The 20474-nt window shown below is 29.2% G+C and carries 26 protein-coding genes; 15 read left to right on the top strand and 11 right to left on the bottom strand.

All coding sequences use genetic code 11. The features are described 5' to 3' along the window. The first annotated feature begins 7 nt into the window (after positions 1-7). The 4 genes from L8W56_RS03515 to fliY are packed head-to-tail and all read left to right on the top strand — an operon-like array spanning position 8 to position 2957. On the top strand, positions 8-364 hold the full coding sequence (locus L8W56_RS03515) for a hypothetical protein (protein ID WP_263659451.1): 357 nt from the start codon (positions 8-10) through the stop codon (positions 362-364). Next, positions 351-1037 carry an RNA polymerase sigma factor FliA gene (locus L8W56_RS03510; protein ID WP_133319626.1) on the top strand — a complete coding sequence of 229 codons (687 nt, stop codon included), beginning with the start codon at positions 351-353 and terminating at the stop codon, positions 1035-1037. The genes L8W56_RS03515 and L8W56_RS03510 overlap by 14 nt, the downstream gene beginning before the upstream one ends. Then, positions 1037-2128: a flagellar motor switch protein FliM gene (gene fliM / locus L8W56_RS03505; protein ID WP_133319625.1), complete on the top strand. Its 1092-nt coding sequence runs from the start codon at positions 1037-1039 to the stop codon at positions 2126-2128. The genes L8W56_RS03510 and fliM overlap by 1 nt, the downstream gene beginning before the upstream one ends. After that, on the top strand, positions 2118-2957 hold the full coding sequence (gene fliY / locus L8W56_RS03500) for a flagellar motor switch protein FliY (protein WP_133319624.1): 840 nt from the start codon (positions 2118-2120) through the stop codon (positions 2955-2957). Before fliM ends, fliY begins: the two co-directional genes overlap by 11 nt. A gap of 33 nt (positions 2958-2990) precedes the next feature. Here the strand turns inward: fliY and L8W56_RS03495 are convergent, their stop codons facing one another. After that, positions 2991-3587 carry a C39 family peptidase gene (locus tag L8W56_RS03495; RefSeq protein WP_263659450.1) on the bottom strand — a complete coding sequence of 199 codons (597 nt, stop codon included), beginning with the start codon at positions 3585-3587 and terminating at the stop codon, positions 2991-2993. Then, entirely contained in the window at positions 3572-4426 is an 855-nt protein-coding gene (locus L8W56_RS03490) for a hypothetical protein (RefSeq protein WP_263659449.1), read from the bottom strand. Before L8W56_RS03490 ends, L8W56_RS03495 begins: the two co-directional genes overlap by 16 nt. A 131-nt stretch (positions 4427-4557) precedes the next feature. Between L8W56_RS03490 and L8W56_RS03485 the strand changes: the two genes are divergently transcribed. The 6 genes from L8W56_RS03485 (at position 4558) to mnmA (ending at position 9491) form a co-directional block, all read left to right on the top strand. Beyond that, on the top strand, positions 4558-5073 hold the full coding sequence (locus L8W56_RS03485) for a hypothetical protein (protein WP_263659448.1): 516 nt from the start codon (positions 4558-4560) through the stop codon (positions 5071-5073). A gap of 70 nt (positions 5074-5143) precedes the next feature. Beyond that, positions 5144-6292, top strand: a complete 1149-nt coding sequence (locus L8W56_RS03480; RefSeq protein WP_263659447.1) for a Cj0814 family flagellar-dependent secreted protein — start codon at positions 5144-5146, stop codon at positions 6290-6292. A gap of 75 nt (positions 6293-6367) precedes the next feature. Beyond that, positions 6368-6964, top strand: a complete 597-nt coding sequence (locus L8W56_RS03475) for a hypothetical protein (protein ID WP_263659446.1) — start codon at positions 6368-6370, stop codon at positions 6962-6964. Positions 6965-7156: 192 nt separating this feature from the next. After that, on the top strand, positions 7157-7684 hold the full coding sequence (locus tag L8W56_RS03470) for a hypothetical protein (RefSeq protein ID WP_263659445.1): 528 nt from the start codon (positions 7157-7159) through the stop codon (positions 7682-7684). Between the two features lie 192 nt (positions 7685-7876). Continuing rightward, positions 7877-8512: a TIGR00730 family Rossman fold protein gene (locus L8W56_RS03465; RefSeq protein WP_263659444.1), complete on the top strand. Its 636-nt coding sequence runs from the start codon at positions 7877-7879 to the stop codon at positions 8510-8512. Next, positions 8475-9491 carry a tRNA 2-thiouridine(34) synthase MnmA gene (gene mnmA / locus L8W56_RS03460; RefSeq protein ID WP_263659443.1) on the top strand — a complete coding sequence of 339 codons (1017 nt, stop codon included), beginning with the start codon at positions 8475-8477 and terminating at the stop codon, positions 9489-9491. Before L8W56_RS03465 ends, mnmA begins: the two co-directional genes overlap by 38 nt. A 35-nt stretch (positions 9492-9526) precedes the next feature. Here mnmA and L8W56_RS03455 read toward each other — a convergent pair whose 3' ends face one another. Next, the gene (locus tag L8W56_RS03455; RefSeq protein WP_039640720.1) at positions 9527-9778 is read right to left on the bottom strand and encodes a helix-turn-helix domain-containing protein; all 252 of its coding nucleotides are present in this window, start codon (positions 9776-9778) and stop codon (positions 9527-9529) included. A 92-nt stretch (positions 9779-9870) separates the two neighbouring features. On the opposite strand from L8W56_RS03455, the gene L8W56_RS03450 reads away from it, so the two are divergent. Beyond that, complete coding sequence (locus L8W56_RS03450) at positions 9871-10152, top strand: hypothetical protein (RefSeq protein WP_043019362.1); 282 nt, start codon at positions 9871-9873, stop codon at positions 10150-10152. Beyond that, positions 10149-10397, top strand: a complete 249-nt coding sequence (locus tag L8W56_RS03445; protein WP_263659442.1) for a hypothetical protein — start codon at positions 10149-10151, stop codon at positions 10395-10397. Before L8W56_RS03450 ends, L8W56_RS03445 begins: the two co-directional genes overlap by 4 nt. Positions 10398-10446: 49 nt before the next feature. On the opposite strand, the gene L8W56_RS03440 is transcribed toward L8W56_RS03445, so the two are convergent. From L8W56_RS03440 to L8W56_RS03425, 4 genes are read right to left on the bottom strand one after another with little or no spacing between them, the layout of a single operon-like run. Next, on the bottom strand, positions 10447-10938 hold the full coding sequence (locus tag L8W56_RS03440) for a phosphatidylglycerophosphatase A (protein WP_263659441.1): 492 nt from the start codon (positions 10936-10938) through the stop codon (positions 10447-10449). A gap of 2 nt (positions 10939-10940) precedes the next feature. Further along, complete coding sequence (locus tag L8W56_RS03435) at positions 10941-12107, bottom strand: sulfate adenylyltransferase (RefSeq protein WP_133319619.1); 1167 nt, start codon at positions 12105-12107, stop codon at positions 10941-10943. Then, positions 12085-12960, bottom strand: coding sequence for a hypothetical protein (locus L8W56_RS03430; RefSeq protein WP_263659440.1), 876 nt, complete (start codon positions 12958-12960; stop codon positions 12085-12087). Before L8W56_RS03430 ends, L8W56_RS03435 begins: the two co-directional genes overlap by 23 nt. After that, positions 12957-14072: a bifunctional 2-C-methyl-D-erythritol 4-phosphate cytidylyltransferase/2-C-methyl-D-erythritol 2,4-cyclodiphosphate synthase gene (locus L8W56_RS03425; RefSeq protein WP_263659439.1), complete on the bottom strand. Its 1116-nt coding sequence runs from the start codon at positions 14070-14072 to the stop codon at positions 12957-12959. Before L8W56_RS03425 ends, L8W56_RS03430 begins: the two co-directional genes overlap by 4 nt. 107 nt (positions 14073-14179) lie before the next feature. Here L8W56_RS03425 and L8W56_RS03420 point away from each other — a divergent pair, with 107 nt between their 5' ends. Together L8W56_RS03420 and L8W56_RS03415 are read left to right on the top strand one after the other, a co-directional pair. Then, entirely contained in the window at positions 14180-15283 is a 1104-nt protein-coding gene (locus L8W56_RS03420; RefSeq protein WP_133319616.1) for an Mrp/NBP35 family ATP-binding protein, read from the top strand. Between the two features lie 10 nt (positions 15284-15293). After that, entirely contained in the window at positions 15294-16457 is a 1164-nt protein-coding gene (locus L8W56_RS03415; RefSeq protein WP_258107832.1) for a 2,3,4,5-tetrahydropyridine-2,6-carboxylate N-succinyltransferase, read from the top strand. 337 nt (positions 16458-16794) lie between these two features. On the opposite strand, the gene L8W56_RS03410 is transcribed toward L8W56_RS03415, so the two are convergent. The 3 genes from L8W56_RS03410 to galU all read right to left on the bottom strand — a co-directional run bounded on the left by L8W56_RS03410 (position 16795) and on the right by galU (position 19423). Beyond that, complete coding sequence (locus tag L8W56_RS03410; protein WP_133319614.1) at positions 16795-17250, bottom strand: Dps family protein; 456 nt, start codon at positions 17248-17250, stop codon at positions 16795-16797. 129 nt (positions 17251-17379) lie between these two features. Further along, positions 17380-18603 carry a glucose-6-phosphate isomerase gene (locus L8W56_RS03405; RefSeq protein ID WP_263659460.1) on the bottom strand — a complete coding sequence of 408 codons (1224 nt, stop codon included), beginning with the start codon at positions 18601-18603 and terminating at the stop codon, positions 17380-17382. Next, positions 18593-19423, bottom strand: a complete 831-nt coding sequence (gene galU / locus L8W56_RS03400; protein WP_039667975.1) for a UTP--glucose-1-phosphate uridylyltransferase GalU — start codon at positions 19421-19423, stop codon at positions 18593-18595. Before galU ends, L8W56_RS03405 begins: the two co-directional genes overlap by 11 nt. A 74-nt stretch (positions 19424-19497) precedes the next feature. Between galU and L8W56_RS03395 the strand changes: the two genes are divergently transcribed. Next, positions 19498-20079 (top strand): IMPACT family protein, encoded by a 582-nt coding sequence (locus tag L8W56_RS03395; RefSeq protein ID WP_263659438.1) that lies wholly within the window; start codon positions 19498-19500, stop codon positions 20077-20079. A gap of 19 nt (positions 20080-20098) precedes the next feature. Here the strand turns inward: L8W56_RS03395 and L8W56_RS03390 are convergent, their stop codons facing one another. After that, positions 20099-20431 (bottom strand): hypothetical protein, encoded by a 333-nt coding sequence (locus L8W56_RS03390; protein ID WP_039627883.1) that lies wholly within the window; start codon positions 20429-20431, stop codon positions 20099-20101. Positions 20432-20474: the final 43 nt, after the last annotated feature.

Below are 20474 nucleotides of genomic sequence, written 5' to 3'. Positions count from 1 at the left end.
GAAAAAGATGAGACCAGAAAATTTTGTTGCTTTTTTTACTGTTTGTGGTTTTTTTATAGGATTAATGTTCACCATAGTTAATATAGAAGATGCAGTAGAGATAGTTATATATACTTGTTTGATTACTTTTGTATTTTATGTGTTAATCCATATAGTAATTATGATTTTTGTAGATGCAAATAAAATTAGTGGTAGAAGCTTTAATAAAGAAAAATATGAAAATGAAAATAATAGCTTTATAGCAGAATTAGCTGCAAGAGAAAAGAAAATGGATTACTTGCTTGAAAAACTTCAAGAAGAGCGTGAAGACCTTAAAAAACTTGATAGCTCTTCAAAAAGAAAAGTAAAACATGCAGCCGCATAATGCTTATGCTTCTACGCTAAAAAAAGAACAAGATGACTTAGTCATCTCTTATATGCCCGCATTAAGAGCTATGGCTTTTAGACTTAAAGAGCGTTTGCCTGCAAGTATTGATGTAAATGATTTAATTAGTATTGGCGTAGAAGAGATGATTAAACTCTCGCGTCGCTATGATAAAGAACAAAATGACAATTTTTGGGGTTTTGCAAGAAAAAGAGTAAATGGAGCTATGCTTGATTATCTAAGAAGCCTTGATGTAATGAGTAGAAGCAATAGAAAAATCATCAAAGATATTGACGCTATTATAGATGAGTTTTACCAAGAAAATGAAAAAGAACCTGATGATGAGTATTTAGCACAAAGATTAAATTTAGAAGTAGAAAAGGTAAAAGAAGCAAGAGCAGCTCATGCTATATCGCTTGTTATGCCTTTAGATGAACAGCTAAATTGTTTTAATGATAGTAATATCATAGAACAAATAGAAAAAGAAGAATTAATAGAAAAAATCAACGCGGTTTTGGAAGAATTTAAAGAAAGAGAAAGGCTTGTGATACAGCTTTATTATTATGAAGAATTAAATTTAAAAGAAATTGCAGAGATTTTAGAGATTAGCGAGTCAAGAATTTCACAAATTCATAAGCGTTTGCTTAAGAAGATTAGAGAAAGGCTAGTTTAATGGCTGAAATACTTTCCCAAGAAGAAATTGATGCTCTTTTAGAAGTCGTTGATGATGATAGCGATGATAGTGCTGCTTCTTCAAAATTAGAAGAAATAGAAGATAAAAGAGATATTGTAGTATATGATTTTAAGCGTCCAAATAGGGTTTCAAAAGAACAACTTCGTTCTATTAAAGGAATTCATGATAAATTAGCTAGAAATCTTGCTTCGCAAATTTCATCTATGATGAGAAGTATAGTTGAGATTAAACTACACTCAGTTGATCAAATGACTTATGGTGAATTTTTGATGTCTTTACCTTCACCGACAAGCTTTAATGTTTTTTCTATTAAGCCTTTAGATGGAAATTGTGTTTTAGAGATTAATCCAAGTATTGCTTTCCCTATGATAGATAGGCTTTTGGGTGGTCAGGGTGAAAGTTTTGACACCTTAAGAGAGCTTACAGAAATAGAACTTAACTTGCTTGATTCTATTTTGCGTATTATTATGCAAAGGCTTAAAGAAAGTTGGATGAATGTTACGGAAATTTATCCAAGTGTTGAAGCAAAAGAATCAAGTCCAAATGTTGTGCAAATTGTTTCTCAAAATGAGATTGTTATCATGGTGGTAATGGAGATTATCATAGGAAATTCAAGTGGTATGGTAAATATATGCTATCCAGTTGTGCATTTGGAAAGTATTTTGAGCCGTTTAGCAAATCGTGATATTATGATGGGTGAAACTTCGGCTAAAAAGTCAAGAAATAAAGAACTTAAAACTTTGATCGGTCGTGCTGAAGTGATTTATGAAGCTATGCTTGGTAAAACTTTTATCAATGTAAATGAATTTTTAGATTTAAAACAAGGAGATATTTTAAAACTTGATAGAAGTGCAGATGATAAAGCTATAGTAGCCATAGATAAAAAAGAAGTATTTTTAGCTCAAGTAGGACTTCATAGATTTAGAAAGTCGATTAAAATCTTAGAACTTATTAAAACTGATAAAGATGAGATTAAAGAAATGCTTGAAAAATATGAAGATGAAAGAAGAGCAAAGGCAAATTCTTATGATGAAAATGAAGAGTTAGAAGAGGAAGAAGATGATCAATGATTTTTTAGGCATATTTGTCAACGAGTGCATAAGCACAATAGAAGGCTTAACAGGGAAAAGTGCTGAATTTAGCGAGTATTATGAGTATGATGTAAATTCTCAAGATTCTATGACTCCGCCATTAGTTAGTGCTACTTTTAGTGTCAATAATGAGATGAAAATCAAAATCTTAGCAAGTGCGGTTTTAATGAGTGCAATTGGTGAGTGGATGATGGGAGAAGAAGAAATCTCTAAAAATAGTGAGCTAAATGAAGATGAAATGGACGCGGCTAAAGAAGCTATACAAAATATCATTTCAGCATTTTCTACAACCTTAGGTGCACAAAAAGAAATTCCAAAAATGGAATTTAGTTTAGAAAATTGTGAATTTGTTGCAGATAGTCTAGAACTTGGCGGCTTTCATAAAATATATTTATATAATGTAAAAATAGCTGATTTAGAAGAGAAAATTTCCTTAGTATTTGATGAGAAAATTTATAAAGTTTTAACTAAAACTGATTTAGAAGAAATTGTTACAACTCATGAAGAGCATACTCAAGACCATAAAACCTTAGCAAGCGTTGAAGAGTTAAGAAATATCGGCTTGATTATGGATGTGCGTTTGCCTATAAGAGTGCGTATTGGTAGTAAAAAAATGCTTTTAAAGGATGTTTTAACTATGGACATAGGTTCAGTTATCGAGCTTGATCAATTAGCTAATGATCCTTTAGAAATTTTAATAGGTGATAAAAAGATTGCCTATGGGGAAGTAGTTATCGTAGATGGAAATTTTGGAGTACAAATTACTGAGATTGGCTCTAAAAAAGAAAGATTAGAGCAATTAAGATGAAAAATTAGTTCTCTAATCAAAAAACAATAAAAATCAATATAAGCTAAAAGGCTTAAAATCAAAATGCAAAGATTTTGGAGTATTTAGCTTGAAAGGTTTTAACTCTTTTTTAGGAGCAACAATTAAAGCATAACCGCCTTTATTATATCTATCCCAAATGCTAAAAAATTGACTTTTAGAGCTTATGTATTCTCCATGGCTTGGATCAAGCACTTGTAAATAATTCCCCTTGTGATTAATAATTACCACAAAATGTGGGAAGCGTGGGTCATCTTCAATTTTTACAAGCATTGGAATATTTACAAGCTTGTCTAAGCTTTCTCTATTGATTTGGTATGAATTGCTTTCATAACCTAGCTTTTTAACTGCATCGCTTAAATCTGCAAAGCTTACCATATCCGTATAAAGCTTTTGTCCGCTCATGGTTTGTAAAAGTTTAAGCTCATCAAACTTTTTATCATCAAGCATATTGATTAAAGTTGCCAAAGATGAAGCCCCACAAGATTGCTCATAAGTTTGTCTTATTACTCTTTCGTTTTTAATTTCTTGATAAGACTTGATTACCCATTCTGCTTTTGCACTCAAAGCAAGAATGGATAAGAATAATAAAATTTTTAAAATTTTCTCCATAAGCTTATCCCAAATATACTATCAGGCGAAGCAGAACTTCCCCCAAAACTAGCATTAACAGAAACTGCGGTATCTGAATTAATGCTATAAGTAGAACCTAGACTTAAAGTTGGAATAGAACGCACTTCAGAATTTTGATAGCCATTGATTTTTTGCTCGGTTTGAAATCTTTGCTCTGCTCCTAAATCCAAAGTAATCTTAGGACTTAGTATGATAGACAAATCCCCACCCACATAAATACTATTTCCATACTCTATTTTAAGGGTTTTAAATTTTCTTGATTGATTATAACCAAAACCGGTATAAATGCTATATACAACAGGGTCGCTATATCCCCTTAAACTAGCTTGTAAGCTTTGTGATTTTAGATAAAAGTTTTTGGTTTGATTGATTGCTTTTTCTCTTTGAATGACTGCAGTTTGAAAGGTAATTTGTGGAATTAAATCTGCAATGCTATCTCCTGTATAAATAAAACCTAGCCATAAACTATCAAAACCTATTCTGTTTTTACTAGAATACTCATTTGTAAAAAAGTTTGTATATTCAGCTCTTGTATAACTTCCGCCCCCTGAAATAAGTATGTCAAACTTAGGTGTTATGGTATAAATGAAAGTTTGAGTTAAAAATACTTGCTTTGTATCATTCCAAATTGTAGGATCTCCACCTACAATGATGTTGGGATAAAGTGCATAAGAATTTGCATTTCCCGTGCTAAGCAAAGAAAAGCTTGTGATACTTCTTAAGCCTATTTGCTTTTTAAATAAACTGTCTATACTTAGTTCATCACTAGCAAAAACACAACTAAGTAAAACTATAAATGTTAAGAAAATCTTTTTCATTGTTACCTTTCTAAATATTTTTAGATTTTTTCCATTAAAACAATAAATGTTTCAAATAACAAATTGATTTTAATATGTAATTTGTGATATTATTTAAATAAAGGTTAAAAATAACCAAATAAGGAGAAATTATGTTTAAAAAATTAACAAGTTCTTTGATTTTAGGTTCTTTGTTAGTAAGTTTTGCTTTTGCTGGGGATTTTTTAGCTAAAGTTAGTAATGGTGTTTTAAGTGATAATTCTCAAGGGGTTAAAGCTCTTAATTTAGATGAAATGAAACAAGTTAAGGGTGGGTATCAAGTTCTTACAAGCAAACTTGGAGATTCTGAGTATATAGCATTAGCTATTCCAGATAATACAACAACATATAAACAGTTAGTAGCAATTTATACCGTAACTAGCGATAATACTTTTTCAAATACATTTTTAGGTTATACAGTAAAAAGAAATATCGCAATATCAAGCTCGGGAAAACCTTATGTTCTTTTTAACTATGGTGTTGCACTACTTGATAGACAAACGGGGTTGCATAGAGTTAATTCGAGTAAGATTTTAAATAATAATCAGGTTATTAAAGAATTAACTATGAAATATAAAACTCAATTTGAAAGCCAACTTGGTGGCTGGACTGCTAGAGCTAGAAGATAAAAAACTTATGAAAAAATCATTTTTTGCCGATTTATCTTATAAATAAAACTTTACTTACAGGATGGCAAAAATGATTAATGGCATAAATTCTTATTCGAGCTACAATTATACAAATACTTTTAGCAATAATACCATAAATACAAAATCATCTAATGCCATAAATGAAGCTTCAAACCTTGTAAGTGATAAATCACAAGCAGTAGATAAAATTTTAGGCTATGGCGTAGATAAAGAGGGCTTTTTTACAAGTGATTTTAACGAAGCAGCAGACATTCCAAAAGATTATAAGATTTATGCTAAAGGTGCTGAAAATTTTGTTAATATTCAAACAAAAAGTCTATTATCAAGTTATATTAATATTGATATAGCAAAAAGTTTAGGTAATGCTTATAAAGTATTTTCACAACTTTTAAATGATGAGTTAAACAATAAAATCAATTTTACAAAAGAAGACTTAGTAAAAATATCACAAGGTTTCGAATTTAATCAAAATACTTTGGAGATAAATAAAAAATATAATTTAAATGATAAAGAATATAAAGATTTTATGTCTAATTATCAAAATTACTCTCCGACTTCCCATAATATAAAAATAATGACTTTTTTCTCACTTGATGATAAAAGTGATATTTTTAAATATTCTTTAATAGATCCTACTCCTTATAGTAATGATGATAAAACTATAACAAAAAGTGGTATTTTTATGACTTTCTTTGCTGGATTTCAAGTAAAAAACTATTTTATCGAAGGACAAACAAGTATTTTAGGCAAAATGCAAGGGCTTGATAAAACTATGAGTCAAAGTGAAATTGATAATTTAAACAGATTCATAAGTGAAAATAGTATGAATTTTAAAGGAAATATTTTTAAGCTTTTTGATTTACTAAATTCAGATATGAGCATTGATGATTTTAAGCAAAAAATACTAGAACAAAAGGAAAATTCAAACAATCCCGCAAAAAATGTAGATAACAAAGAAATTTCAGAAGAAGATAAAGAAAAACCCTTTAAACCTATACAAGCAGAAAGTAAAAACAAAGAAACTTACAAAGATGATAATATAAGAAACGAGCTTGTAAAAAAACTATTAGAAGGTAAATTTAGCACAAGTAAAGAATTAGAACTTCTTTTTGGTATGAAATTTAGCGATGATGCAGGAGAATTTAACAAAGTTCTTTCTTTAAATTCTGTACCAAAAAGTATAGATATTAAAGTTTGAAAATGCAACAATTTAAATCACATTAAAGAGAAATTATGTTTAAAAAAATTAACAAGTTCTTTGATTTTAGGTTCTTTGTTAGTAAGTTTTGCTTTTGCTGGGGATTTTTTAGCTAAAGTTAGTAATGGTGTTTTAAGTGATAATTCTCAAGGGGTTAAAGCTCTTAATTTAGATGAAATGAAACAAGTTAAGGGTGGGTATCAAACTAGCTTTAAGCTAGTTGGGAATAATGAGCTTTTAGCTTTTGCTAAGCCTAGTTGGACTTCAGAATTAACCTTATTTCAAGATAGTAACGGAGATCAATATTATTGGAATAGAGAAGGGCTTGTCCGATTTGGTGGAATGTGCGGTATAGATACCACAAATTGCTTAGTTAATGGAAAACATACATACACAAATCAACAAAGACTTTTGGAAACTATGAGTATAGTAGGAAATGATCCTTATCACAATTTTATTGGATATACTGTAAAAAGAAATATTGGTGTTTCTAATTTAGGAAAAAGATTTGTATATTTCTCCTACGGTGTAGCTGTTATTAACGAACAATTAGGTAGTTGGTATAGAGTAAAATCGAGCACTGTTTTAAACAATTACAAAGTAATTAAAGAAATAAGTTCAAAATATAAGAATGATATGGAATTAGCTCTTGATGGTTATTCTATAAAATAAAAAGGATAAGTTAATGATAAACGGTATAAATTTCAATTTAAATCATCATCACACTATCTTAAATTTAAATAATAAGAAAGAAGATGAAAAATTTTCAAATAATACAATGACTGAAAATTCCATTTATCGTGGGAAAAATTTGAATTTAATTCTAAAATATTCGGACTTGATAAAAGTATTAGCAAAAAAGATATGAAAAAATTTAATAACTTTATGAAGTCAAATGCTTTAAAAGATCCAAATAAAATAGAAAAATCTTCACTTAAAAATCTTGGTAAAGATTATAATAGTTGGGATATAAAAGATGAAGATATTAAATTGATGAACTTTTCCTCTTACTCTCAAATGTTTAATCTTGGATCTGATATTACTAAAAAAGCATCTAATTTTAGAAAAGAATTTAATAATCTTATGCAAGAAGATTTAACTCTAGAGGAATTTAAAACTAAATATCTTGATTTTAAACAAAGACACGATGAGTTTGTAAAAGAATTTGAAATAGCTATGGGCGATAAAATGTTACTTAATGATAATAATGATACTAGCATACAAGAAAACAAAGAAACTTTTAAACCTATACAAGCAGAAAGTAAAAACAAAGAAACTTACAAAGATGATAATATAAGAAACGAGCTTGTAAAAAAACTATTAGAAGATAAATTTAGTACAAGCGATGAGTTGAAAATTCTTTTTGGTGTTAAAATAGATGTAAAGATTTAAATAATAACGAATTTACTAAAATCTTTTCATAATTAAGTGTGTATAATATATAAAAGTGTGAATTTGAAAGTTTAGAAATTTAAAAAAATCTAATTTAATGCAGTTTACAAAAGAAAATTATTTAAAAATTACATAAAAGATTATTATAAAAATTTAGCTAGAATGGAATTTATTTTAACTAAAGGTTATAAAATGAATGAAAAAATAATCCAAGATTTAGAAAAATTTGCTAACATGCCAAACCTAAAAAATGCTATAACTTTTTTTGGTTCTGCAAGATTAAAAGAAGACAATGAGTATTGTATTTTGGCTTCAAAATTAGCTCAAAAGTTAGCTGATGAGGGTTATGGCATCATCAGTGGCGGTGGCGGTGGTATTATGCAAGCTGCAAATTACGGGGCTATGCAAAGTCAAGCTTCGCACTTGAAATCTTTTGGATTTAATATACATTTACCATTTGAGCAAAAAGCAAATGACTTTTTAGAGTATAATATCACTTTTAAGAGCTTAGCCATTCGCAAAATGGCTCTTATCCAAAAGAGTCTAGCTTTTGTGATTTTCCCAGGCGGCTTTGGAACATTAGATGAATTTTTTGAAATTCTTACTCTTAAGCAACTTAGTTTTAAAAAAGATGTTCCTATTATTTTAGTTGGGCAAAAATTTTGGCAACCTCTTGATGAATTTATCAAAACTTCTTTACTAGAACTTGGAACTATATCTAAAAATGATGAGTTAAAGTATAGTATAAGTGATGATTTAGATGAAATTATAAGAATGATAAAGGAAAAAGATGAAAATTCTTGTTGCAATGAGTGGGGGTGTAGATAGCACTGTAACTGCTTATAAGTTAAAGCAAGCAGGACATGAGATTATAGGTTGTTATATGAAGCTTCATGGAAAAGCTAATTATCATGAAGAAAATATACAAAAAGTTGAAAAAGTTGCTAAATTTTTAGACATCAAATATCATATTTTAGACTTACAAGAAGATTTTAAAAATCAAGTTTATATGCCTTTTGTTAATACCTACAAAGAAGGAAAGACGCCAAATCCTTGTGCTTTGTGTAATCGCTTTATTAAGCTTGGCAAGCTTTTAGAATTTGCTAAGAGTTTGGGTTGTGAGAAATTAGCCACAGGTCATTATGCAAGGATAGAAAATGGTTTGATTAAAATTGCAGTTGATGAGAGTAAGGATCAAAGCTATTTTTTAGCAAATGCAGAGAAAGAGGCTTTGGAATATTTGATTTTCCCTCTTGGAGAGATGAGAAAAGAAGATGTGAAAAAATTTGCTTCTACAATCGATGTTTTAAAATCTTTTGCAACACAAAAGGAAAGTTCTGAAATTTGTTTTGTGGAAGATACTTATGTGCAAGTTTTAGATCAGTTTATGGATACTAAAATTCCAGGTATTGTAAGAGATAGTAGTGGCAAAGAAGTAGGAAAACACGAAGGTTATATGCACTATACCATAGGTAAAAGAAGAGGTTTTGAAGTGCGTGGGGCTCATGAGCCACATTTTGTATTAAAAATTGATCCTAAAAAAAATGAAATCATAGTAGGTAAAAAAGAAGAACTTAAGATAAGTGAATTTAATCTTGATAATATTAATTTATTTGTTGATGCTAAAGAGCTAGATTGTGAAGTAAAAATACGCTATAGATCAAGATCGACCCCATGTAAAGTTTTGATTAATGAAGATAAAAGTGCAAAAATCATTTTACAAGAGCCTGTTTATGGGCTTGCTAGCGGACAAATGGCGGTATTTTACGATAAAGATTTGGTTCTTGCAAGCGGATTTATAAATTAACGCTAAAGGGTTGCACCCCTTTGGCGTTGTAGTGTTTATTCTAATAAATCTTTTAGTGGAATTTCTAAACTTTTAGAAATTTTATATAGGTGTTCCAAATTAAAATGTTTACCATATCGATTACACTCACAATTTGAATAAAACGCAACGGATTTTATACCTATATCTAAGGCTAGTTCAAGCTGAGAAATTCCTTTTTTCTCTCTAAAATTTCTTATATTTGATGATACTTTTTTATAAAAATTTAAAATTTCTTCTTCGCTAGAATTGCTAAAGTCCTCTTCCATTTTTTATCCTATAGGATTAATATGAAATTAAACTTTACAAAGATATAATTTTTTTAAATATATCCTATAGGATAAATTAAAGAGGTAATAATATGATAAAGAAAATTATCAGTAATAACAGAAAGAGAATTTTTGACACGATCAATACAAAAGAAGTGAAGATAAAATATCTTGAAAATAATGAAATTTGTATTACGCTAATAAATATAGAAGATAAGAAGTTTAATAATTTTAGATTTAATTGTTTGGAAAATTTTAAAGATGATATTTATAAATTTCTTACAGAAGAAACACAAGAAAACTTAATGGAAATAAAAAATTCTATTGCTCAATTTAGTTATCAAGAAAATTTAATGTTAGGAGTTGGTCAATGAAAAAAATTATAATATTATGCGTTTTAGCAAGTATGAGTTTTGGTTATTATTTAATTAATAACCCTGATGATTGTTATGTTGAAGAGCAAAATTATGAAAGTGCAATAAAGGACTATGAATATTATCAAAATAATTACAATTACAAAGCAGCTCAAGAAGCAAAAAGAAAATTGGAAAGATGTTATAGAGAAAAACAACTTAAACACATGAGAGACGTAAAAAGAAAACTTGATCAAAATTGGTAAATTAATAAAATTATAGTGATTTATTTAAAGAATAAATCACTTTATAGAGTTAAAATATCTCCATAATGCTTATATCAAACCATAAAAGATCAAATTTAAGTAAAATTCCATAAATCACTGCACTAAATAATCCTGCGAAAATTCCTGCTAAAACATCATCTAGCATTACACCCAAACCATCTTTTGTTTTTTTGTCAATTTTACCTATGATAGAAGGTTTTGTGATATCAAAAAATCTAAATAAAACGAAAGAAAGTAAAAAAGTAAAAACACTCTGTCCGCAAATTGCCAAGGCTAAAAATACCCCAACAACTTCATCTATTACAATATGCTTATCATCGTGTATGCCTGTTTGTTTTTCATATTGATCGATGATTTTTATAGAGATTAAAAAAAGTAAAATTGCAAGCAAGATCAAAGTTCCTATGCCCAAATACCTTAAAATAAAAAAAGCAGGGATTAGCGCTGCTATCGTGCCAAAAGTTCCTGGAGCTTTATTAACACTACCTGAATAAAAAAAAGTTAAAAATAATTTTTGCATGATTACACCATATATGACATTTGATGAAGTTTTATAAGTTGCTCATAAAATTCTTTATCGCTTCGATACTCTAAAATACCATGTGTAGGGAAAAGATTACTATAGATATTTTGTTTATTATGAAAGCGATTTGGGAAAAGCTCAGATAAAATCAAAGCTGAAATTTCTCTTCTTATAAAAACTGCTGGTGGAATGATACCAAGTCTAAGTAAATTTTTTAAAGAATCACCATGGTATTTCATATGATGATGAGCTCCATGGGGACATGATTTGGTACTTACTACCATTTTACATTCATCACAAAATACAAATTCAGGAAGTATGGTAACTTCTATATTATAATCTTTTGCAAAATCATCAAGCACGGTAAAGGTTCTGTTTTGATTAAAATACATCCCAAGTCCTGCATGATTTTGTCCTACAAAAAGTTTATTGCAATCAAAACTTTTAGCCAAAGCACACTCAAGCACAGGGTTTAAATGCGAGGCAAAAATTTTGATATTATGTAAAGGTATGAGTAAAACCCTAGAAGATGGTAAGTAATTTTGCGCAAAAACATCAAAACAACGCTTTTTGAGTTTTAAGCTCAATCCGTTGTTTTCATAGGATTCTATAAGGAAAATAATCACTAAATCAGATTGTTCTATAGCCCATCTTAAAATTCTCTCATGTGCTCTATGAAAAGGATCAAAACTTGAAACAATGGCTGTGATATTAGAAGGATTTAATCTTTTTTTGATTTTTTCAAAATCTTCTTTAATGGCTTTGATATTATTGTGATAAATTTCAAATTCACCACTTATACAAATTTTTCCAAAATCTTGTATCAAGCAAGCATTAGGTCTAAAAATATCATTGCTATTTTTATCATTTTCAAATTTGCTTTCTAAAATGATATGTCCTATGGGTTTATCATTGCAAATAAAGTCTATTTTATCGCCAACTTTTGCATTTTCTAAAGCAGTATTATTTTCTTTTGTACTTGCAGGTGCAAAGGTGAGAGTATAAGGAATTTTTTGTTTATGTATCATTCCTGTGGCTATAACTTCATCTCTTTCTTTTTGATTCATTAATTTTGTAAAAGAACCAAAAACTCCTTCTTTGATAAAACATAAAACTTCGTATTCTTCTTCTGAGATTGTAATACTATTTTTTCTTTGTAATGCCATATTTTTTCCTTTTTTCCCATAAAGATTTTCTAGAAATTCCTAATTTTTTTGACAAATCTGTATCAGGAAAGACATTTTGATAACTAATGATAATATGTTTAACATAATCATCAATAGTTAAAATTCCATTACTTTCGAAGTTTTTCTCATCCTCGCCTAGTTCTAAAATTTGAAAATCACTATGTTCAACATTTGTACTTGTATGTATAATAACAGCTTTTTTTAAAGCAAGGTTTAACACTTTTTCTTTGTCTGATGATTTTAGAGTTTGGAAATTTACAAGATAGTATAAATAATTATCTTTAAAGATTTTATCTAAATTTTGTTGATGTGAAAGATCTATGTAAATATTTGCGACATTATGCTCATTGGTATAGTTAAATACAAAATGATCTGCAAAATTTTGATTATTAGTTTTTAAAATCAAAGGCAATTTGAATTTTTTATAATCAAAAGTTGGTAATTTAGCTGTCTCAAATTTATGTTTTAAATAATACTGATAAGTATGATTTAAAATATTTATTTTCTTAAATTCTTGAAAATGTTTGATTTTTCGCGTTAATTCTTCTATCATAAAAGGCTTTTGTATATAATCACTCGCACCGGCTTTTAGTGGTGCTAAAACTGTATCTGAGCTTATATAAGATATGAGTAAAATAATAATTTTATGCTTAAAAATTTCTACAATATGTTCAAAATTAGCCATACTAGTAGAAAGCAAAATGATTTCATAATCATGATGAGCAAGCTCATTAACATTTGCAATAATATCACAATCATAACCTATAGAATTAAGTTTTGAACCTATGCTTTGGGCTAAATAAAATTCATTTTCTACTATTAAAACTTTCATAATTTCATCCAATCAAAATATTTTAAATTCGCACTTACTAAAACAGCAATTCCTTCTTTTCTTCCTACAAAACCTAAATGCTCTGTGGTGGTGGCTTTGATATTGATTTTATTTGGTGTTACTTTTAATATTTTGGCTATATTAAAAGCAATATCTTCTTTAAAATCTTTCATCTTGGGCGTTTGTGCAATGATTGTAATATCAGCATTCACAAGCTCAAATCCATAATTTTGCACCAAAGTATAAGCATTTTGCAATAAAAGCATAGAATCTGCGTTTTTATATTGTATATCATTATCTGGAAAAAGTTCTCCAATATCTCCAAGTCCTGCTGCACCTAAAAGCGCATCAATTAGTGCATGAGCTAGCACATCTCCATCAGAATGAGCTTTCAAGCCCATATTTTCATGTACTTTTACTCCGCCTAAAAGTAAGACTCTTTGCTCTCCAAATTCATGCACATCAAAGCCATTTCCATTAAAAATTTCCCAAGATGGTTTTGGTAAATTTAAGCTTTTTAAATCTTCTTTAAAGGTAATTTTTTTAGCTAACTCATCACCTTGTACATACCAAATCTTACCACCAATAGCTTGTATTGCTGTGCTATCATCGGTAAAATTTGCATTTTGCTCTAAAGCTTTTTTGAGCATACTTGTGCGCGAAAGTTGAGGGGTTTGTATGAGTTTTATTTTATCTCTGTCGATAACTTCTTGAGCATAAATTGCTGTATCGCTTACTTTTAAAACAGGTGTAATACAATCTGCTTTATCGTAATTTTCTATAATATTATTAAAAAGGTTTTTAGAAATCAAAACCCTTGCGACATCGCTAACTAAAACATATTCACTTTGTACTAAATTTAAAGCATTAAGTAATGATTGTGCTCTTGTATTACCGCCTTTAACAAAATGATACTCAGGTGCAAATCTTTTCATATAAGAAATATTACCAGAAGTAACAATTACTTGTTTAAAAGGGTAAAAAGAACTTAAATTTTTAGTTGCATAAAGCCATAATGGATGTTCACCTAGTCTTAAAAACTGCTTTTTTACTGGAGCATTAAATCTTGATGACTCCCCTGCTGATAGCATAATCAAGGAAATATCTAACATTTGTTACACCTTAATTTTTTATTAATGTTACGATATTATACACCATAAAAGCCAAAATTTATATTTAAGTTAGTAGAATTAATCATTTTAAACAACAAGGAGAAAAATTGAAGGAAAAAATCGAAGAAAGACTAAAACAAGTTATATATCCGGGATTTAAAAAAGATATAGTAAGTTTTGGTTTTGTAAAAAAGATTGATTTGAATGAAAAACAAGCTCATATTGTAGTTGAAATCGTTTCGGCTAATGCTCAAATTGCACAAGAACTTAGACTAAACATTGCAAATGTTTTAAAAGATTTAAATTTAGAGCTTAATTTAGAAATCATACAGCCAAAAATTCCTGAAGAAAAAAGCAATTCAAGAAGTGGTAAAAATATCGCTCCGCAAATTAAAAATTTCCTTATGATTTCAAGTGGAAAAGGTGGGGTAGGTAAAAGTACTACAACTTTAAATTTAGCGATTTCTTTGGCTAAAATGGGTAAAAGGGTAGGGCTTTTGGACGCAGATATTTATGGACCAAATATACCAAGAATGCTAGGTGAGAGTAAAAGCAAACCTGAAATTGTAGGTCAAAAAATTCGTCCTATTTTATCTCATGGAGTTTATATGATGAGTATGGGTGTGTTGATAGAAGAAGGTAAGGGTTTAATGTGGCGTGGCTCTATGATCATGAAAGCGATTGAACAACTTTTAGCTGATGTGCTTTGGCCTGAACTTGATGTATTATTACTTGATATGCCTCCAGGAACAGGTGATGCGCAAATTACCCTAGCTCAAAGCGTGCCAGTGAGTGCGGGTGTGTGTGTAAGTACTCCTCAAGTAGTGTCTTTAGATGATAGCAAAAGAGCGCTAGATATGTTTGAAAAATTGCACATTCCTGTTGCGGGTATTATAGAAAATATGAGTGGCTTTTTATGTCCTGATAATGGTAAAGAATATGATATCTTTGGTAAAGGCACCACAGAAGAAATGGCAAAAGCTTATAAGTGTGAAGTTTTAGCTCAAATTCCTATCGAAATGAGTGTAAGAGAAGGTGGAGATAGCGGTAAGCCTGTAAGTTTTTATATGCCTGAGAGTGTAAGTTCAAAAAGATATTTACAAGCTGCTGAAAAAATTTGGGAATTTATAGAAAAGGTTAATCAAGAAGGTAAAGTAGATAATTCAGCTATTCAACCTATAATGAATGGCAAAAGCGCGTGCTCGCAATAAGGAGGAAAATATGCCAATAGAAAGTAAAGAAGAATTTTTAAATTTAATCAAGCAAATCGAACAAAGGATTAATTATAAAAAGCCTAAAGCTTTTGCTATAGCAAGACTTGATCTAAGTCAAGTTGATCCTAATAAAAAACTTCAAGCTAATTTTGGTGTGATTAATTTTGAGCAAAATTATGCCGCTGCAGCTGTTATGTTTGAAGCTTTTTTTAGAAGAGGGGTTGATGTTGATTTTAATGAAAGTGAGTTTGTGGCTACTTTGATTAAAGAAGATTTGGATTTTGCACTTGAATGCTTTGCGCCATTTTTACAAGAGCAAGGTCATAAAAATATAGAAGCAATCAAAGCAGCAAAGGAAAATTTTAGAGAAAATGCTTTTTCTTTTGTTTGTATTTTTGAAGATGAAGCACCAAAAAGCTTAGAAAGTGTGTATTTAAAACTTTATTTGCTTTCAAATAAAAAAGTACCTTTAAGAAGCTTAAATTTAACAGGTGCTTTTGGGATTTTACCAAATGTTGCATGGAGTGATAATAAGCCTATTGATTTAGACTTTTTAAGAGAAAATGAGATTGATTTAAAAATGAGTGGAAGGTATCCAAGGATTGATTATGTAGATAAATTTCCAAGATTTTTAGCTCATGTTATTCCTGAGGATAATACTAGAATTTTAGAAAGTTCTAAAGTAAGAATGGGGGCGGTTTTAGCTGCAGGTACTACTATAATGCCAGGGGCTGCTTATGTGAATTTTAATGCAGGTACAACTGGAGCTTGTATGGTAGAAGGGCGTATTAGTTCATCAGCTGTTGTGGGCGAAGGTAGCGATGTAGGAGGCGGTGCTTCTATACTTGGTGTTTTAAGTGGTACAAGTGGTAATGCTATTAGTATTGGTAAAGCTTGTCTTTTGGGCGCAAATTCGGTTACAGGAATTCCTTTAGGGGATAATTGTATCGTTGATGCAGGCATTGCTGTTTTAGAAGGGACTAAATTTGCTTTAAAAAATAAAGAAGAACTTCAAAAAATCAATCCTGATTTTAAATTTGATAAAGATATATACAAAGGTTTAGAATTAGCAGGATTAAATGGCTTACATTTTAGACAAGATTCTCAAAGTGGAGTGATGATAGCAGCTTTTAATAAAAAGGCTGTAAAACTTAATGAAGATCTACATTAAATTCTTAGCCCTTATGGGTTAAGAATTTTAAAACTCATGTTGTAGATTTTAAATTAAACTATAGATATTGTAAAAATGATTTTTAGTATTTAGCTTTTTTAGTGAAAATTCCTACATAAAAGCTTGAACTGAATACTTATCTAAATAATATTTTGTGATGATCATTTTTCAATGATATATTTTTGTTTAAAAATACATTGAGTTGCTATAAACTATAATTATAAAACAGTACTTAAGCGAACTTGGAATTTTATAAGAGTAGTTTCTCTTGGGAAGTTAAATTTGTTTTTTGACTTAAAGCAATAAAGCTTTGTAAGTCAAAAAACATTATAAATTCTTACATAGAGCAAGTATTTTGGATAGTTGAATTAAGCATCCAAAGAACTTTTTCATATTTTGCGATATTTTCTTGAGCAAATGCTGCAGTTGTAGTATCGCTTGCTTTTTCAGCTTCTTCATTTAATTTTTTAAATTCAGCTAAAAGATATTTATAATCTTCTCTAATAAATTCTAAAACTTCTACAGGAGTAAAGCAATCTTTACCATTTTCTAGTTTTGGGCTTTTTGCATTTTCCATTAAAACTTTTTGGCAAGTAATAGCTTTTTCTCCAAGTTGTAAAACTCTTTCAGCGCAATCATCAAAAAGTTCTGCCATTTCTTCATAAGCTTTTTCTGTATATTCATGAATTGAAAAAAACTGTAAACCTTTTACATTCCAATGATAATTATGAAATTTAACCCATAAATGATGAGCATCTGCTTGTAATTGTAATAATTGTTTTGTTACTGACATGTTATCTCCTTTTTTTATTTTTAAAATTATAACATAAAATTCTTAAATAATAATTATTATTATCTAATAATTTTTAATGTTAATAATTATTATATTTTCATTATACTCTTTTTTTACAATAAAGCAAATTTATTTACTTAATATATTTTTGAGTATTAATTTTCCCACCTCTACGCCAGGTTGATCATAAGTGTTAATTCCAAGCATAATGCCACATGCAGAAGTAAATAACTCATAATAATACATCAAATACCCACAGTGATAAGCATCTAATTTCTCAAGTTCTATTACATCAACACTTAAATTTTCAGCAATTAATGCATGCATGGTTGCATCGCATTGCGCGTTTAAAAGATTATGTAAATTAACTTCATTAGTAAAATCACAATTTTGTAAATGATTAAAGCTTATATTTGGGATACTAGGAGATTTTTGACTATCTTTGATTTTTAAAAAAGTAACAGTTTTATCTTTGGGTCCATCCATGATAAGTTGTAAAAAGCTATGCTGATCTCTAGCACCAATTAAAGCAATAGGAGTTAAACCTATGCGTTTAAAGCCTTGTTTTTTACCTAGACTTTCAGCAATTAGTTGAATATACCATTCATTAAAACCTTTAAAAGCATCCCCATAAGAAAAAAGCACATTAATATGTGCACTTTTATGTGTGCAGTAATGATAAGCCTTTTGTAAAATTTGATCACATTTTTTCTCAAAAAAATCCACATAACAAGCTTTTGCACCTTCTAATAAGGCTTTAGTATCATAGCCACAAAAGCTCAAAGGAACAATACCAATGGCAGATAAAACACTAAATCTACCACCGACATTTTTAGGTATAAAAAAGCATTTTATGTTTAATTCTTCTCCTAGCTTGTGAAGTTTTGACTCAAAATCAGTAATAAACACAAAATTTTTGTGTAAATTTTCATTTTTAAAATCAAAATGAGCAATGATGAGTTTAAATAAAGAAATCACTTCTATAGTTGTGCCTGATTTGCTTGCTATGATGAAAAGTGTTTTTTGGGGATTTATTTTTTGCATAGTTTGGGTAAAAGTATGTGAGGAAGTATTATCTATAATGAAAAGTTTTTTTTCTTCTACTTGATCAAATAAAAGCTCTTTTAAAGCTTTAACCCCGCAACTTGACCCACCCATGCCTACTAAAACGATATTTTCTATATGAGGTTTAGTTGCGATAAATTCTTTACTTTCTTTGATTAAATCAAAGCTTGTATCTACTAAGTGATAATACCCTATATCACCACTTTCTAACTCATCATTCATTCTATTTGCATAAGCGGTAATTTTTTTAAAATCTTGGGTTTTAAAAAATAAAGTATTATTTAGCATTTTTACTTTTCTCATAAAAATAATTTGTCGCCTCAACAAAGCCTTCTACGCTTCCACAATCAAACCTTTTTCCTTTAAATTTATAAGCTAAAACCATATTATTAGTTGCTTGTGAAAGTAATGCATCAGTTAGTTGAATTTCTCCGTTTTTACCTGCTTTAGTATTTTCTAAAATACCAAAAATATCAGGCGTTAGAATGTATCTTCCTATGATAGCTAAGTTGCTTGGAGCATCTTTTGGATCAGGTTTTTCTACCATAGAATTTACCATGATCAAATCCTCTTCCACAGCATTTCCTGCTATAACCCCATAGTTTGAAACTTGATCAGCTTCAACTTCCATCACAGCTATAACAGAGCAGCGGTATTTTTCATAAATTTTTACCATTTGAGCTAAGACATTTACCCCATCTTCATTTACACATAAATCATCTGCTAAAATAACTCCAAAAGCTTCATCTTGCACTAAAGGCTTTGCTTTTAAAACCGCATCCCCTAAGCCTTTCATTTCATTTTGTCTTGTAAAAGTAAAAGTGCAGCGATCTATGAGTGTTCTTATTTCACTTAAAAGGTATTCTTTTTTAGTACCTGCGATTTGGTGTTCAAGTTCATAAGAAATATCAAAATAATCCTCCAAAGCCCTTTTTCCACGCCCTGTAACAAAGCCCATGGTTTCCATACCAGCTTCTAAAGCCTCATCTACACCATAATGAATTAAAGGCTTAGTTAGTATAGGTAGCATTTCTTTAGGTAGGGTTTTTGTAGCAGGTAAAAATCTAGTACCATAACCTGCTGCAGGAAAAATACAAGTTTGAAGCATAGTTTATCCTTAAATTTTTATAAGTTGTTTTGATTATAATTTTATTTAAATATTATAGCTAAATTAAGGAAAATATGAAAACCATTGATCAAATTTATCAAGCAAAAATAGAAATCAAAAAATCAACTTTTTTGTCGTTTTTATGTCCTTTTGAAGATTTTCAAACTTTAATGCAAAAGCTAAGAAATGAGCATTTAAAAGCCGTGCATTTTGTATATGCTTATAGGTATTTAAACGAATTTGATCAAATCATAGAAGATAAAAGTGATGATGGTGAGCCAAAAGGAACTTCTGCTATGCCTTGTTTGAATGTCTTAAGAGGGGCTTTGCTTGTTAATTGTGCGGTGATTGTGGTGCGTTATTTTGGAGGGATTAAACTTGGTACAGGTGGTCTTGTAAGAGCTTATAGTGAAGCTACAAATGAAGCTATTTTAAATGCAATGCTTTTAGAATTTGAAGCTAAAAATATTTTAAGTTTAAACATTCCTTTTTATCTTTATGCAAGATTTGAGCATTTTTTAAATAAAAATAACATTTCTTATGAAAAAAAATTTCAAGAAAATGTTGAATTGATTTTAAGTGTTAATACAAAAGAAGAAGAGGAATTTAAAAAATTTGCAAAAGAGTTTGAATTTAGTGGACTTATTTGGAAGTAAGCGTTTGCTTACTTCATTTTCATAAAGAATTTAAAAGATCTTTTACCATATCTTTTTGTGGCTCTTGTTTTTCTTCTATATTAGCTTGCATAGGAGTTTCGTTTTGTCCTCTAAAACGATAATTATAAATATTTGACATATTTGAGCTAAAAATTCCTGTGCTAAATTGATCTTGACTCATGGCTTTTGAAAAAAGCTCATCAAGTTTTATACTTTGCTCGTTTAAATTTTCGCTATTGTTTTGACTAAGTAAAGACATAAAGTCTTCATTAGCTCCTTGAGTGCTTTTATAGGCACTACTTTGACCATATCCATACTCTTTAACCGATAAATTATCATGGTTAACTTGCATGTTTTCTCCTTTCAAAATATTACAAGGAAAAAACAAGCAAAAA

This window comes from Campylobacter sp. IFREMER_LSEM_CL1085 (assembly GCF_025772235.1).
GTDB classification, from domain to species: Bacteria; Campylobacterota; Campylobacteria; order Campylobacterales; family Campylobacteraceae; genus Campylobacter_D; species Campylobacter_D lari_D.
This window is presented reverse-complemented; position numbering and strand designations above follow the sequence as displayed.